Annotated in this window: 9 protein-coding genes; 3 read left to right on the forward strand and 6 right to left on the reverse strand. The window is 72.2% G+C overall.

The window, feature by feature from the left end; translation table 11 throughout:
* Nucleotides 1-178: 178 nt before the first annotated feature.
* Genes ABZX30_RS31215 through ABZX30_RS31225 form a run of 3 tightly spaced genes read right to left on the reverse strand, consistent with a single transcriptional unit; the run spans nucleotide 179 to nucleotide 3,864 of the window.
* Complete coding sequence (locus tag ABZX30_RS31215) at nucleotides 179-1,111, reverse strand: carbohydrate ABC transporter permease (protein ID WP_355939537.1); 933 nt, start codon at nucleotides 1,109-1,111, stop codon at nucleotides 179-181.
* Nucleotides 1,108-2,142 (reverse strand): ABC transporter permease subunit, encoded by a 1,035-nt coding sequence (locus ABZX30_RS31220; protein WP_355939540.1) that lies wholly within the window; start codon nucleotides 2,140-2,142, stop codon nucleotides 1,108-1,110. The genes ABZX30_RS31215 and ABZX30_RS31220 overlap by 4 nt, the downstream gene beginning before the upstream one ends.
* A gap of 27 nt (nucleotides 2,143-2,169) precedes the next feature.
* The gene (locus tag ABZX30_RS31225; RefSeq protein ID WP_355939543.1) at nucleotides 2,170-3,864 is read right to left on the reverse strand and encodes an extracellular solute-binding protein; all 1,695 of its coding nucleotides are present in this window, start codon (nucleotides 3,862-3,864) and stop codon (nucleotides 2,170-2,172) included.
* A gap of 356 nt (nucleotides 3,865-4,220) precedes the next feature.
* Here ABZX30_RS31225 and ABZX30_RS31230 point away from each other — a divergent pair, with 356 nt between their 5' ends.
* Nucleotides 4,221-7,085 (forward strand): glycoside hydrolase family 3 C-terminal domain-containing protein, encoded by a 2,865-nt coding sequence (locus ABZX30_RS31230; protein WP_355939546.1) that lies wholly within the window; start codon nucleotides 4,221-4,223, stop codon nucleotides 7,083-7,085.
* An 81-nt stretch (nucleotides 7,086-7,166) separates the two neighbouring features.
* Here the strand turns inward: ABZX30_RS31230 and ABZX30_RS31235 are convergent, their stop codons facing one another.
* The 3 genes from ABZX30_RS31235 to ABZX30_RS31245 all read right to left on the reverse strand — a co-directional run bounded on the left by ABZX30_RS31235 (nucleotide 7,167) and on the right by ABZX30_RS31245 (nucleotide 12,632).
* On the reverse strand, nucleotides 7,167-8,612 hold the full coding sequence (locus ABZX30_RS31235) for an aldehyde dehydrogenase family protein (protein WP_355939549.1): 1,446 nt from the start codon (nucleotides 8,610-8,612) through the stop codon (nucleotides 7,167-7,169).
* A 191-nt stretch (nucleotides 8,613-8,803) separates the two neighbouring features.
* Nucleotides 8,804-10,387: a PucR family transcriptional regulator gene (locus ABZX30_RS31240; protein ID WP_355939552.1), complete on the reverse strand. Its 1,584-nt coding sequence runs from the start codon at nucleotides 10,385-10,387 to the stop codon at nucleotides 8,804-8,806.
* Nucleotides 10,388-10,505: 118 nt separating this feature from the next.
* Nucleotides 10,506-12,632 carry an ATP-binding protein gene (locus tag ABZX30_RS31245; RefSeq protein WP_355939555.1) on the reverse strand — a complete coding sequence of 709 codons (2,127 nt, stop codon included), beginning with the start codon at nucleotides 12,630-12,632 and terminating at the stop codon, nucleotides 10,506-10,508.
* Between the two features lie 279 nt (nucleotides 12,633-12,911).
* Between ABZX30_RS31245 and gabT the strand changes: the two genes are divergently transcribed.
* A complete protein-coding gene (gene gabT / locus ABZX30_RS31250) occupies nucleotides 12,912-14,246 on the forward strand; it encodes a 4-aminobutyrate--2-oxoglutarate transaminase (RefSeq protein ID WP_355939558.1) in 1,335 nt (444 codons plus the stop codon).
* A 428-nt stretch (nucleotides 14,247-14,674) separates the two neighbouring features.
* Nucleotides 14,675-15,301 carry a phosphatase PAP2 family protein gene (locus ABZX30_RS31255; RefSeq protein WP_355939561.1) on the forward strand — a complete coding sequence of 209 codons (627 nt, stop codon included), beginning with the start codon at nucleotides 14,675-14,677 and terminating at the stop codon, nucleotides 15,299-15,301.
* The last annotated feature ends 94 nt before the right edge of the window (nucleotides 15,302-15,395 follow it).

The raw sequence follows: 15,395 nt of genomic DNA on the forward strand, positions 1-15,395 counted from the left end.
GCGGCTCGGAGGGGGGACGGGCATGGGGACCTCGCAGGTGGGTTCGGTTCGTCGGTTCGGCAGCGGTGACGTGTGACGCGCGGGACCGCGCCGTCGGGGGCGCGGGGAACCCCGCGGCCGGCCACGGCTCGGCCGCAGCCGCCCGAAGCGGCCCGCCCCTGGGGCGGACAGCCGGGCTTCAGCCCTTCACGGCGCCGGTCAGCATGCCCTTCTTGAAGTGCTTCTGAACGAAGGGGGACAGGACGGCGACGGGGAGGAGGGCCAGGACCATGACGGCCATCTGGACGGCGAGGCCGGACAGTTCGCCGGTCCTGATGGCCTGGCCCAGGCCGACCGGGGCCTCCTGTTTCTGGACGAGCTGGATCATGACGTTCTGCAGCGGCATCTTGTCCTGGTCGTTCAGGTAGATCGACGCGTTGAACCAGGCGCTCCAGTACCCGACGGCGTAGAACAGCGTGATCACCGCCAGGACAGCCCGGGACAGCGGCATCACGATCTTCCACAGGATCCTGAGGTCGCCGGCCCCGTCGATCCGCGCGCTGTCGATGAGTTCCTGGGAGATCCCCATGAAGAAGCCCCGAAGCACCAGGATGTTGAACACGCTGACGGCGCTCGGGAGGATCAGGGCCAGGTAGGTGTCCGTCAGGCCCAGCGACTGGACCAGCAGGTAGGTCGGGATCAGACCGGCACTGAAGAACATCGTCGCCAGGAGGATCATGAGCAGCCAGCGGTGGCCGAGTGAGCCGGTCCGGGAGAGCCCGTAGGCGCACAGGACCGACACCGTCATCGAGAACAGGGTGCCCACCAGCGTGATCAGGAGGCTGATCACCGTCGCCCGGGTCACCTGGCCGCCGCTGAGCAGTTCCCGGTAGGCCACGAACGTGATGCCCTTGGGCACCATCACCAGGCCGCCCGCCCGGTCGATCGTCCGGCGCGAGGAGAGGCTGGTGACGACGACGATCCACAGCGGGAAGACGATGCCGAGGCAGGCGAAGGTCAGGACGATGGCCTTGCCCGCGAGGCCGGCCCTGCTGGGTTCCTCCTCCCAGGCGGGCCGGGGCGGTCCTGCCCAGGGGCGGGGCCGGGCGGGCTTGTCGATCACAGCGGTCACTTCTTGTACACCCCCTGCTCGCCCATGAGATGGGCCACCTTGTTCGCGGCGAGGACCAGGCCGAGGCTGATCACGCCCTTGACGAGACCGGCGGCGGCCGCGTAGCCGAAGTCCTGGTTGCGCACGCCGTTCCACCACACGAAGGTGTCGAGGACCTCCGCCGCGCCCGGTCCGACGTAGTCGCGTTGCAGCAGGATCTGCTCGAAGCCGACGGTGAGGGCGTCGCCGACGCGCAGCACCAGCAGCAGGGCGACCACGGGGCGCAGCGCGGGCAGCGTGATGTGCCACATGCGGCGCCAGCGGCCGGCCCCGTCCATCGCGGCGGCCTCGTACATGTCGGTCGGGACCGAGGCCAGCGCGGCGAGGAAGACGATGATCCCCCAGCCGGAGTCCTTCCACACGCTCTGGGCGGTGATCAGGAACTTGAAGGTGTGCGCGTCGGTCATGATGTTGAGCCCGTCGTACCCGTGCTCCCGCAGCAGCTGGGAGAGGACTCCGGCGCCGCCGAAGAGCTGCTGGAAGACAGCGATGACGAGCACCCACGAGAAGAAGTGCGGCAGGTAGAGGATCGCCTGCGAGACCGCGCGCACCTTCGGCCTGATCACGCTGTTGATGAGCAGCGCGAGCAGGATGGGGACCGGGAAGTACAGGACGAGCTGGAGGAGGAACAGCACCAGCGTGTTCGAGACGGCGTTCCAGAACGCCGAGTCCTCGAACATCCGCTGGAAGTTCTCCAGGCCCACCCACGGACTGTGCAGCATCGAGACGACGCCGTTGTCGCTGACGTAGGGGTCGTAGTCCTCGAAGGCGACGATGTTGCCGAGGATGGGCACGTAGTTGAAGAGCAGGACCAGGAGAACGGCCGGCATCGTCATCAGCAGCAGGACGCGGTCCCGTCTGAACCTGGTCCGCAGGCTCGTCCTTCCCGGGTCCCGCCCGTTCCCGGGCCCGGTGGCGCCGCCGGACGCCGCCGGGGTCTTCTCCGTCGTGTCGGCCTCGGACCTGCTCCGAGGCACCGTGCTGTGGGACACAGCCGTTCTCCTTGCCTCAGCGCCCGGTCAGCTCGCCGCCGAACCGTTCTCGTCGAGGATCTTCCGGTACCAGTCGCGGAGCCGGTCACCGCCCTTGCTCTTCCAGTCCGCGACGGCCTGCTGCACGTCGCTGATCTTCTTGCGGCCGCGGACGACGTCGTCCTCCAGCTGCTCGAAGTCGTTGGAGAGGTTGGTGTAGCGGCCGGGCTCGGTGATCTGCATGCCGTAGAAGGCGGACTTCTTGGTGAAGGCGCCCATCCGCTGCTGCCACTCCACCTGGGCCTTGGCGACCTCGGGGAAGTCGGGGTGGGCGAGGTTGGGGGCGGGGCTGGCGACGAAGAGGTAGGTGTTGTTGACCTCGTTGTTGCCCTGCGTGGTCTTCACGGGCGCGCCCTTCTTCACCGTGAAGTCGGTTCCCTGGACGCCGTAGTTGGTGAGGATGTACTCCTTGGTGCCGTACGGCGCGGCCGTGACGTTGGCGACCGCCAGCACGTCGCGGATCACGGACTCCGAGGCGTTCTTGCTGACGAAGGCGAAGATGCCGGCCGGGTTCTTGGCCCACAGGGTGGGATCGCCGCCGTCGTGACCGAAGATGTCCATGCCCCAGATCTTGAAGTCCGGGTTCTGGGCGGCCTGGTTGCTGGTCTGGACGTACCAGTGGGACATGTCGTTGTTGTAGATCAGGAACTCACCGGCCGCGAACTTCGGGGCCGGGTCGTTGACCGCGCCCTTGCCCAGCATGGCGTCGGGGTGGCAGACACCGGCGGCGAAGAGCTTGCGGGTCCACTCCAGCGCCTCGAGGTACTCATCGGTCTCGATGCGGTAGACCAGCTTGCCGTCGACCTGGTTCCAGCCGAGCGACTTCTCCTCGCCGGAGAACACGCCGAAGATGTTGAAGGCGGTCCACTTCATGTCCAGGCAGGCCCACCGCTTGGCCTTGGCGTTGGTGATCTCCTTCGCCAGCGCCAGGAAGTCGTCCCCGGACCGGGGGATGTCGTAACCCTCCTTGTCGAAGATGTCCTTGCGGTAGAAGGGCACGATGTTCGGGACGTTGGGGGCCGGCATCGGCAGGCCGCGCAGCTTGCCGCCGAAGATCGAGCGGCGCCAGGCGTCCGTGGGGATCGCCGCGAGGTTCGGGTACTCCTTGACCTTGTCGCCGGACAGGTAGGGGCCGAGGTCGGCGAACTTGCCGATGATGGCGCTGGGTATCTTGCCGGTCATGTTCCAGCCGGGGACGACCACCACGTCCGGTACGTCGCTGGAGGCGAGGACCGCGCCGAGCTTCTGGTCGTAGGTGTTGCCGTCCTGGTTCTGCCAGACGACGTCGGCGCCGATGAGGTCGTTCATCGCCTTATAGTAGGGGTTGTCCTGCTTCGGCGGGGGACCCCAGAACGGCGCCATGACGGTGACCTTGCCGCCCTTGCCGAGCTTCTTCGGCACCGAGGTCTTCAGCGTGGACAGGTCCAGCTTGCCGGTGAAGCCGGCCGCGGAACCGTTCTTGCTGGGGATGTCGGGCGTCACGACGTTGCTGGCCACGTAGGCGGGCAGCAGCTTCTCGGCCTTCTTGCCCGAGGTCGTGCCGTCCCGGGAACCGCTGTCCGAACCGCCGCAGGCGGCGAGCAGCGGCATCCCGCCGGCCACTGCCGCGCTGGCGACCGCCGTGGAGGCGAGGAAGCTTCTCCGGCTCGGTCCGGACGAGGGGGAGGCGGCGTTCGGCGTCATTGCGTCAACCCTTCATGGCACACCAGGACACCCGGCGGGCGGCCGTCGGCTGCGGTGTCTCGAGTGGAACTTGGCTGAGCTGAAGCGGTTCGCGGGCTCCGCGGAAAATCGGATGCACGTCGTCGAAGCGCTTCGATGTTGCTGCGAGGTTAAGTGAACACCTGGGGGCGCACAAGGGTCGATTCCAAGATTCCTCCGAGGCGTCCCAGGGCCCGCCCGGCCCGCGCGAGTGGCTTCAAATGTCGGTGAGAAGTCCGAGTTGTTGCGCCGAGGAGTCTTGACACCCACCCGTGAGTCGAATGAGCATCGAAGCGCTTCGAAAGCGCCGCACCACTCCATTGCAGGGAGAACCGCTCGTGACCGTACCGACGCCGTCCACACCGCCCTTCCGCGATCCGCACCTGCCGTTCGCGAAGCGCATCGACGACCTGTTGGCGCGGCTCACGCTGGACGAGAAGGTCGCCTTCCTGCACCAGTTCGCGCCCGCGGTGGAGCGGCTCGGCGTGGGCGCGTTCCGCACCGGGCAGGAGGCGCTGCACGGGGTGGCCTGGATGGGCCCGGCGACGGTGTTCCCGCAGGCGGTCGGCCTGGGCGCGACCTGGAACCCGGACCTGGTCCGCCGGGTCGGCGAGGCGGTGTCCAAGGAGGTGCGGGCGATGCGCGCCCGCGACGAGCGGGTCGGCCTCAACGTCTGGTCGCCGACCGTCAACCTGCTCCGGCATCCGCTGTGGGGACGCAACGAGGAGGGCTACTCCGAGGACCCGAAGCTGACCTCGGCGATCGCCACGGCGTACACGCGCGGTCTGCGCGGGGATCATCCGACGTACTGGCGCACCGCGCCGGTCCTCAAGCACTGGCTCGCCCACAACAACGAGACCGACCGGGCCACCTCGTCGGCCTCGGTCCGCCCGCGCGTGCTGCACGAGTACGACCTGCGGGCCTTCAAGGAGACCGTGGAGGCGGGCGCCGTGGCCGGGGTGATGCCCGCCTACAACCTGGTCAACGGCCGCCCCAACCACCTCTCCCCGTACCTGCGCGAGCACCTGCGCACCTGGACCGGCGAGGACCTCCTGGTCTGCTCGGACGCGGGCGCGCCCTCCAACCTGGTGGACTTCGAGCACTACTTCGACACCCACGAGGAGGCCACCGCCGCCGCCCTGCTGGCCGGCGTCGACAGCTTCACCGACCACGGCACGGACAGCTCGCAGATCGTCGCGCGGGTGCGCGGCGCCCTCGACCGGGGTCTGCTGACGGAGTCCGACATCGACACCGCCGTCCGCCGCCAGCTGTCCGTCCGCTTCCGGCTCGGCGAGTTCGACCCGGAGCACGACCCGCACCTGGGCGCGGGCGAGTTCGACACCCCGGCCCACCGCGCGCTCGCCCAGGAGACGGCCGAGCAGGCGGTGGTGCTGCTCAAGAACGACGGCCTGCTGCCGCTCGCCCCGGACACCCGCGTCGCCGTGGTCGGTCTGCTCGCCGACGAGTGCAAGCTGGACTGGTACAGCGGCACGCTCCTGCACCGGTCCACCCCTCTGGAGGGCCTGTACGAGCGGTTCGGCACGGAGCGGGTGGAGTTCGCCGAGGGCGTGGACCGGGTCCTGTTCAAGACCGCCGCCGGTACGTTCCTGCACGTGCCGCCCGCCCCCGAGGCCCCCGCGGAGGCGCGCGGCGCCGAGGGCGCCCTGGACCCGGCCCTGCTCGCCGGCCGCACCGACCTGCCCCCGCTCACCACCGACGCCACCGGCACCGAGTTCGCGCTCGTCGACTGGGGCGACGGTGTGCTGACGCTGCGCGCGCCCGACGGCCGCTATCTGTCGGTCGCCGAGGACGGCCGCGTCCGTGCCTCCGCCGACCAGCCGGGCGGCTGGGTCGTCCAGGAGACGTTCCGCCTGGAACCACACCCGAACGGTCACCTCCTGACGCACATCGGCACGGGTCGCCCGGTCTGTGTCGCCGCCGACGGCGTGAAGGTTGCCGGCCATGACGGGGAGGACGGGCGGGACGGGGCGGGTGGCGAGGTCTTCGAGGTCGTCTTCGCCGAACGGGGCGAGGACGCGGTGGCCCGGGTGGCCGCCGAGGCCGACGTGGTCGTGGTGGTGGCGGGCAACGACCCGCACATCAACGGCCGCGAGACCGAGGACCGTACGACCCTGGACCTGCCCGCCCAGCAGGAGCGGCTGCTGCGCGCCGCCCGCGCCGCGAACCCCGGCACGGTGCTGGTGCTGGTCTCGGCGTACCCGTACGCGGTGGACGCCACGCAGCTGCCCGCCGTGCTGTGGACCGCGCACGGCGGACAGGCGGCCGGCACCGCCCTGGCCCGGGTCCTGGCCGGTGACGTCTCCCCCGCGGGCCGTCTCCCGCAGACCTGGTACGCGGCCGACGCCGACCTGCCCGACCTGCTCGACTACGACGTCGTCGGCGCCCGCCAGACGTACCTGTACTACGAGGGAACGCCCCTCTTCCCCTTCGGCCACGGCCTGTCGTACTCGTCCTTCGGCTACGCCGGCCTGGCGGTCCGGGTGGCGGACGACGCGGTGCACGTGTCGTTCACGGTCACCAACACCGGCGACGTCACGGCCGACGAGGTGGCGCAGCTGTACACGCGGGCGGTGGAGCCGTCCGCCGTCCGTCCGCGCCGGGAACTGCTCGCCCACCGCCGGGTCACCCTGGCGCCGGGCGAGGGGGCGGAGCTGAGCTTCGAGGTGCCGCTCACCGCGTTCGAGTTCTGGGACGTGGCGCAGGGCCGGTGGCGTATGGAGCAGGGTCCGTACGACCTGCTGGCCGGTGCCTCCAGCGCGGACGTCCGGCTGCGCACGACCGTGCTCCTCGACGGCGAGCAGGCCGCACCGCGCGCGGTGCTCCGGCGCGGCCTGGAGGCGGCCGACTTCGACGAGCAGTCCGGCGTCGCTCTGGTGGACCGTACGAAGGTGTCGGGTGACGCGGTGACGCCCGTGGACGGCGGCACGGGTGAACTCGTCTACCGCGACTGCGACTTCGGCGACGGCGTGACGGAGGTGACGGCCGAGGTGGCGGGCGGGGGCGCGGTCGAGCTGTCGCTGGACGGCGGCCCGGCGCTGGCGGTCCTCACCCTCGAGGAGGCGACGTCCGGCCCGTACGACTACATCGCGCTCGGCGCCGGGATCGTCGCCGAGGGCGTGCACGACGTACACCTCAGGCTGCGCGGCCCGGTGCGGCTCGCGCACGTCGGCTTCTCCGGTTGAGGGTCCGGACGAGGCCGGCGCAGAGAAGGGGCCCGGCACCGACGACCATCGGTGCCGGGCCCCTTCGGGGCGCTCACGGCCCTAGAGGGCGAGCCCGGTGAGGACCAGCACCCGCTCGTAGGTGTAGTCGTCCATCGCGAACTTCACGCCCTCGCGGCCCACGCCGGACTGCTTGACGCCGCCGTAGGGCATCTGGTCGGCGCGGTAGGACGGGACGTCTCCGACGACCACGCCGCCGACCTCGAGGGCGCGGTGGGCCCGGAAGGCGGTCTGCAGGTCGTGCGTGAACACGCCCGCCTGGAGGCCGTACTTGGAGTCGTTGACGGCGGCGAAGGCCTCGGCCTCCCCGTTCACCTTCCGCACGGTGAGGACGGGTCCGAAGACCTCCTCGCAGGAGAGGGTCACGTCGTCCGGTACGTCGGTGAGCACGGTCGGCGCGTAGGAGGCGCCGTCGCGGTCACCGCCGGTGAGAAGGGTGGCCCCGGCCTCGACCGCTTCCTTCACCCACGACTCCACGCGCTTGGCCGCGTCCTCGCTGACCAGCGGGCCGACATCGGTCTTGTCGTCGGAGGGGTCGCCGGTGACCTGCGCCTCGACGGCGGCGACGATGCGCGGCAGCAGGCGGTCGTGGACGGACGCGTCGACGATCACGCGCTGCACGGAGATGCAGGACTGGCCGCCCTGGTAGTTGGAGAAGGTGGCGATGCGGGTGGCGGCCCGGTCGAGGTCCGCGTCGGAGGCCCAGTCGCCGAGGACGACCGCGGCGCCGTTGCCGCCGAGTTCCAGGGTGCAGTGCTTGCGCGGCACCGAGTCCATGATCGCGTAGCCGACCTTCTCGGAGCCGGTGAAGGAGATCACCGGCAGCCGCTCGTCCTGGACGAGGGCGGGCATGCGGTCGTTGGAGACCGGGAGGATGCTCCAGGAACCGGCCGGCAGGTCGGTCTCGGCGAGCAGGTCACCGATGATCAGGCCGGAGAGCGGGGTGGCGGGGGCCGGCTTGAGGATGATCGGCGCACCCGCCGCGATGGCGGGGGCCACCTTGTGGGCGCACAGGTTCAGCGGGAAGTTGAACGGCGCGATGCCGAGGACGACGCCCTTGGGGAAGCGGCGGGTGAGCGCGAGGCGGCCCTGGCCGCCGGCGTCGGTGTCCAGGCGCTGGGCCTCGCCGCCGTTGAACCGCCGGGCCTCCTCGGCCGCGAACCGGAAGACGGAGACGGCCCGGCCGACCTCGCCCCGGGCCCACTTGACGGGCTTGCCGTTCTCGGCGGAGATCAGCCGGGCGATCTCCTCGGTGCGCTCGGCGAGGCGCTTGCTGACGTGGTCGAGGGCGGCGGCGCGTACGTGGGCCGGGGTGGCGGCGAAGTCCTCGAGTACGGCGTGGGCGGCGGCCACGGCCTCTTCGACCTGGGCGTCCGTCGGCACGCTGACCCTGCCGACCAGGCGGCCGTCCCACGGGGAGGTGACGTCGAAGGTGTCCTCGCCGGTGACCTGGCGGCCGGCGAGCCAGAAGGCGGTGGTGGAAGTCATGTGCGAATCCCGGCCCTTCCGTGGTTCGGGGGTGTGCTGTCCTTGGCGTTCGGGTCCACGGTAGGGCGGGAGCCACTGGGGAGCGTTTGTCCGAGCCGTACGGGTACGGGGCGACGGTACGCCGGTTTGGAGTGATGGCGGCCGCGGCGGTCGCTCGGCGGGAAGCGGACCCGCAGACCGGGACGTCGGTGTCACTCCGCCGATGTCGCCTTCAGGGCCAGCCACAGCTCCATGCGGACGTCGGGGTCGTCCAGGGATCGGCCGAGGATCTCCTCGACCCGCCGCATCCGGTAGCGCAGCGTGTGGCGGTGGACCCCGAGGTCGGCCGCCGCCGCGTCCCACTGGCCGTGCCGGGAGAGCCAGGCCCGCAGGGAGGCGACCAGGTCGCCGCGGCCCGTCGCGTCGTGCTCGTACAGCGGGCGCAGCAGGCCGTCCGCGAAGGCCTTCACCGCGTCGTCGGCCAGCAGCGGCAGCACCGATCCGGCCGCCAGCCGCTCGTGCTCCACCAGGACGCGGCCCCGCCGGCGGGCGACGGACAGTGCCTGCTCGGCCTGCTTGTAGGCGGCCGCGGCGGCGATCGGCCCGGCGGGGGCGGACAGTCCCACCACCAGCTCGCCCTCGTCGGCGCAGCCCTGCTCCGGCCCGGTCCGCGCGGTCTCCAGCGCGGCCGCGTGCTCCGCGCAGGCGGCCGCCGCGGCACCGCCGTCCGCGGCGAGCACCACCAGCCGCTCGCCCTCCGGGACGACCAGCACGGCCTCCCCGGAACGGGCGGCGGCGGACTCCATCGTCTCGGCCAGCCCGTCCAGCGGGTCCCGGCCCGCGTCGGCGGCGGCGAGCCGGCAGGCGACGATCATCCGGAAGGGCGCGTCGAGGAGTCCGCCGTACAGGTCTCCGGCGACGGCCCGGGCGTGGTCCGGCTCCCCGGCGAGCAGCATGCGCAGCACGGCCGCGCCGACCCGCTGCTCGGCCGCGTGCAGCGACCGGGAACGCTCGGTGGTGAGGGTGAGCAGGGCGATGGCGGAGTGCACGGCGTACCGCTCGGCCGTGCCGAGGGAGGCGGCGGTGCCCACGGCGAGCGCCGCGCGCGGCCGCCGCCCGGTACCGAGGGTGTGCAGCTCGACCCGGTCCTCGTGGTCCGGCAGGCCGACCACCGACGAGGCGGGCGCGGGCCGGTCCCGCAGCCGCTCCACGTCCGCGGTGAGCCGGGTGGCCCGCCGCCCGGCCCACTCCGGCGCGGTGGCGACGACGGCGCCCGAGGCGTCGTACAGCGCGGCCCAGCCGTCGACCTGCGCGGCGAGCGCGCCGAGCAGTCCCTCGGGGCCCGCGGAGAGCGCCTGCCGCGTGAGTTCCCGCTGGGCGGCGAACCCGGCGGTCACCGCCCGGTACTGGTCGGCGGCGATGGCGGCGGACACCGCCTTGCTGATGGCGAGGAAGGGGGTGCGGCGGGGCACCTCCAGCAGCGGCAGCCCTTCCTGCTCGGCGGCGTCGACGAGGGCCGTGGGGATCTCGTCGTAGTTGACCCCGACGGCGAAGCCGAGCCCGACGACCCCGGCGCCGGCCAGCCGCTTCACGTACCGCCGCATCGCCTCCGGGTCCTCGGCGTCCAGCTTGAGCGCGGTGATCAGCAGCAGTTCCCCGCCCTCCATGTACGGCACGGGGTCGGCGAGCTCGCTGACGTGGGCCCAGCGGACGGGCACGTCGAGGCGGTCCTCGCCCGCGCGCACGGTGAGTCGCAGCGCGGAGTGGTGGACGAGCGAGGCGAGCGTCGGGGGCATGGCGCCTTCAGGTCTGGGGAGATCGGATGATCCTGGTGATCTTTTGGCCGGGACGTATGAACGGCCTATGCCGATTCTGCCTCACCGTACGGTCACCCGCCGACCTTGTGTACGCACCTCAACCACGCAGGTCCACCAGCAACGGCGGGGCGTGCTCGCCCTTCACCGTGGTCAGCGACAGCACCGCGTGCCCCGGGGGCACGGCGTGCGCCAGCTCGGACGCGGACCACCGCTCCCGCTCCACCTGGCGCACCGTCACGGCCCGGGCGGTCGGAGCCTTGCCGGTGATCACCCGGCGCAGTACGTGCACGGCCTTGCCGGCCGGGGTCTCGGCGATGATCTGCCGGTCGGTGACGTCCCGGGTCTCGGTCCACTCCTTGCCCCACACCTCGGCGAAGTCCTGGCCGTCCCAGGGGGTCAGCCCGGACAGCGCCATCCGGCAGCCGGTGGCGCCGAGCAGCGGGCCGCGCAGCGGCCGGGGCACGTCGTCGAGGGTGCGCAGGGTGACCACGACCCCGGCGTTGACGGACCGCAGCCGCTGGATTCCGCGGACCGCCTCCGGGGTGACCACGCCGGTCGCGTCGTCGAGGAGCAGACAGGCGAACAGCGAGCGGTCCTCCCGTACCACGACGCTCGCCGTGAACTGGGCGAGCACGAGCCGGGCCAGGATCCGTGAGGCGTCCGCGTGCCCGCGCTCGGGCAGGTCGATGCGGACCCGCACCGGGTGGTCGAGGGCCTTGAGGGAGAACGGCCGCGACTGCCCCGAGGTGTCGAAGAACCCGGCGAAGGCGGGCCGGTCGAGCAGTGCGAGACGGTCGGCGAGGACGGTGCCGACGTCCCCCGGGTGGGCCATCTGCCGTTCCCGCGCGTCCAGTTCCCTGATCAGCGAGTCGTGCCCGGTGTCGTGCAGCGCCTTGCGCAGGGCGGCCAGCGCGCCGGGCGCGCCGTCGAGGAGCTGCCGCAGCTCCGGTACCGAGGGGAAGCGGTCGTGGACCGCCCGGAACGGGCCGAGCAGCTGGGCGAGGACGGTGGTGGAGCGGCGGCTGTCGCTGCCGGGGTGCGGGTCGGCGAGGTCGCCGACCAGGGCTTCGGCCAGTACGGCGGCGGCCTCGTCGGGGTCGGTGGTGCCGCCGTACAGGTCGAGGTCGTACACCGAGTCGGGGTGCGCGATGCGTACGACGACGTCGTAGGCGTCGGCCGGGCCGATCCCGGCGCCCGCCGCGCCGACCACCACGACCGAGGCCCGGCCGGCCAGCGCGTGCAGGCACAGCGACTCGGCGAGCGGCCGCACGATGCCGCCGGTCTTGCCGGACCCGGCCGGGCCGACCGCGAGCAGCGAGGTGCCGAGCAGGTCGGGGCCGAGGGCGAGGCCGGCGCCGCGGTAGTGGTACGGGTTGCGCGGGTCGTCGGCCGTGGTGCCCAGGCGTACCTGCCCGGTCACGAGGTCGTGCCGGGCCAGCCGGGTGGGCAGGTCGCGGGCGCCCGAGGGGTGCGGGCAGGCGGCGGCACCGTGCTTCACCACGGCGTCGCGGAAGGTGGCGAGGCTGTGCCGTCCGCTGTGGACGCCCTGCCAGGCACGGCTGATCCGGGCGTGGTCCACGTCCCGCATGAGCCCGGCCCGCGCCTCGGCGGCGAGCCGCTCGGCGGCGTCACCGGCCCCGGCGGCCCGCAGCTGGGGCCATTCGGCGGGGTCCTGCTCCGGTGCGGGGGGCGGTTCCGCGATCGCGGTGACGGGGCGCCAGGCGGGCGGGCCGAAGCGGCGCCACACCTCGCCCCAGCGGCCGAGCCGGCCCACGACGAGCATGATCGCGACGGCGATCACGACGTAGTAGCTGTACCAGAGGACGGCGTTGCCGACCCGGTCGTTGCCCTGGCGCCAGGACTCGGGGGTGAACAGTTCCAGCGGCAGCACCCACCAGCCGCCGAGGTAGCCGTTCCACAGCAGCGACCAGACGAGCCAGCCCACCAGGAACGCGATCAGCGCGCCGCTCAGCAGCTGCCGCGTGGGGATCCGCTCGGGTTCCTCCTCCGGCCGGGGCCGGTACCCGAACCGCCACACCCCCGGCGCCGCCTCCGGCCGGGGCGCCCGCAGCCAGGCCAGGAACGGCGAGCCGTCGGGCACCGGCGGCACCCCCGGCGGCGCCGCGGGCCGCGGCGGCACCGCGGGGACGTCGTGCGGTCCCGCCGGACGCGGTACAGGATTCGCATGCGTACCCCGGGCGTCCCGCGTCCCGTCGCTGTCCATCTCCCCTGCCCCCTGACCAGCCGTTCCGTCCACCATCAGCGAGTCAATCTAACGCCCCTTCCTGGGGAGTTCACCGTTTACACGGCCGAGAGGGGCCGGGAGAACGGACGGGTGTTCCCGGGCCGCCTCGCGGGCGGACCCGGCCGCCATGTCCACCACGGACAACAGCACGCCCCGACAACGCCCACATGGAGCATGCCCGCTCCCCTGCCACCGGCCTAGCCTGCGTGACAGAGCAGGAAAGAGTCGTCAAGGCCGCAGAACCACCAGGAGCCCCCCATGAGCGCACTTCCGCAGGAGCGCCGCGTCGTCACCGCCATCCCCGGTCCGAAGTCGCAGGAGCTGCAGGCCCGCCGTACCGCCGTGGTCGCGCAGGGCGTGGGCTCCGTGCTGCCCGTGTTCACCACGCGCGCGGGTGGCGGGATCATCGAGGACGTCGACGGCAACCGTCTGATCGACTTCGGTTCCGGCATCGCGGTGACGAGCGTCGGCGCGTCCGCCGAGGCCGTCGTACGCCGGGCCTCCGCCCAGCTCGCCGACTTCACCCACACCTGTTTCATGGTCACTCCCTACGAGGGCTACGTGGCGGTGGCCGAGGCCCTCGCCGAGCTCACGCCGGGTGACCACGCCAAGAAGTCGGCCCTGTTCAACTCCGGGGCCGAGGCCGTCGAGAACGCCGTCAAGATCGCCCGTGCGTACACCCGGCGCCAGGCGGTCGTCGTGTTCGACCACGGCTACCACGGCCGTACCAACCTGACGATGGCGCTGACGGCGAAGAACATGCCGTACAAGCACGGCTTCGGCCCGTTCGCGCCCGAGGTCTACCGGATGCCGCTGGCGTACGCCTACCGCTGGCCGACCGGCCCGGAGAACTGCGGGCCCGAGGCCGCGGCGCAGGCCATCGACCAGATCACCAAGCAGGTCGGCCCGGACAACGTGGCCGCGATCATCATCGAGCCGGTGCTCGGCGAGGGCGGCTTCATCGAGCCGGCCAAGGGCTTCCTGCCCGCGCTGCGCGAGTTCGCCTCGGACAACGGCATCGTGTTCGTCGCCGACGAGATCCAGTCCGGTTTCTGCCGCACGGGCCAGTGGTTCGCCTGCGAGGACGAGGGCATCGTCCCCGACCTGATCACCACCGCCAAGGGCATCGCGGGCGGCCTGCCGCTCGCCGCCGTCACCGGTCGTGCCGAGATCATGGACGCCGCGCACGCGGGCGGCCTGGGCGGCACCTACGGCGGCAACCCGGTCGCCTGCGCCGGTGCGCTCGGCGCCATCGAGACGATGAAGGAGTTCGACCTCAACGCCAGGGCGAAGAACATCGAGGCGATCATGAAGGGCCGCCTGACCGCCATGGCCGACAAGTTCGACGTCATCGGTGACGTCCGTGGCCGCGGCGCGATGATCGCGGTCGAACTGGTCAAGGACCGCGCCACCAAGGAGCCGAACCCGGAGGCGACCGCCGCGCTCGCCAAGGCCTGCCACCAGGAGGGACTGCTCGTCCTGACCTGTGGCACCTACGGCAACGTGCTCCGCTTCCTCCCCCCGCTGGTCATCGGCGAGGACCTGCTGAACGAGGGCCTCGACATCATCGAGCAGGCCTTCGCGCGGATCTGAGCCGGCGGAGCCACTGGTCCGGACCTGTGCCGGACAGCGGAGGTACAGCTGCGGCAGGCCGTGTGAAGAACGTGTGCGAGGTGGATGGCGGGATGGGATTCCACCTGTCCTGGCGCCACCGGCTGCCGTAGGTTCTCCCCAGATGAGAGATACACCCCGCCCACAGGGGACTGTGGGCGGTCACAGGCCGAGGCCTCCCCAGCTTCGACCTGGCCGTGCCCTCGCGCACACAACCGGGGCCTCCGGCTCCGGATCTCCTCACCGATCGGACGGTCGCTCGCCCCAAACCCCCCGGGGCGCGCGGCGTTCCGGTCCGGACGGCCGCTCCGGAACCACCCCCCCTGTTCCGGGGCGGTCGGCCTCCTTCTCCTCCGGCGCTCCGCGCTGACGCGGCCCGTCCGGGACGGCAGGCTGGCAGGCTGTCCCCCATGCCCCTCCTGTTCGGCCTTCCCGTGGCCCTCTTCGCGCTCATCACCTGGCAGGTGCTGGCCCACGGCCCGCTGCTCGGGGTGGACGAGAGCCTCAGCGGGGTCCTCGTCCACCCCGACCGCTTCTCCGCGCTCCTCGCCGACCTGGGCAACGTGCAGGTCGCCGTGCCGGTGCTCGTCGTGGCCGTGGTGTACGCGGCCTGGCGGGGGCGCGCCGGCGGTATGGACCGGTGGTGGCTGCCACCCCTCGCCGCGGCCGTCCTCATGGCGCTGGTCCCGGCGATCGTCATCCCGCTGAAGGACTGGACGGCGCGGGGCGGGACGTCCGTGGTGCCACCGGGAGTCGGCTACTACCCTTCCGGCCATACGGCGACGGCGGCCATCGCGTACGGCTCCGCGACCCTGCTCCTCAGATCCTGGCTCGGCTCCCCCGCCGCCCGCCGGGCCCTCGTCGGCGTCTGCGCGGCCCTCGTCCTCGGCGTCTCCTACGGCCTGGTCCGCCGGGGCTGGCACTGGCCGCTGGACGTGGTGGCCAGCTGGTGCCTGGGCACGGTACTGCTGACCGCCCTGTACCTCGTGCTCGACCGGACCACCCGGTCCACGGCCCCCGGCGGAACGGCCGGCTAGCTAGTGCTGTGGCCGGAAAGGTTTGCCGGGAAGCTCGCGGCGTCCGGTGCGGTGCCTCGCAAGGCGGAGCATCGCCCGCGTACTGGACGTACTC

This window comes from Streptomyces sp. NPDC004542, assembly GCF_040610035.1.
Lineage (GTDB): Bacteria > Actinomycetota > Actinomycetes > Streptomycetales > Streptomycetaceae > Streptomyces.

Coding starts and splice junctions, on each gene's coding strand:
- ABZX30_RS31235 (WP_355939549.1), bottom strand. CDS start 8,612: ATGACTTCCACCACCGCCTTCTGGCTCGCCGGCCGCCAGGTCACCGGC.
- gabT (WP_355939558.1), top strand. CDS start 12,912: ATGAGCGCACTTCCGCAGGAGCGCCGCGTCGTCACCGCCATCCCCGGT.
- ABZX30_RS31240 (WP_355939552.1), bottom strand. CDS start 10,387: ATGCCCCCGACGCTCGCCTCGCTCGTCCACCACTCCGCGCTGCGACTC.
- ABZX30_RS31245 (WP_355939555.1), bottom strand. CDS start 12,632: ATGGACAGCGACGGGACGCGGGACGCCCGGGGTACGCATGCGAATCCT.
- ABZX30_RS31225 (WP_355939543.1), bottom strand. CDS start 3,864: ATGACGCCGAACGCCGCCTCCCCCTCGTCCGGACCGAGCCGGAGAAGC.
- ABZX30_RS31255 (WP_355939561.1), top strand. CDS start 14,675: ATGCCCCTCCTGTTCGGCCTTCCCGTGGCCCTCTTCGCGCTCATCACC.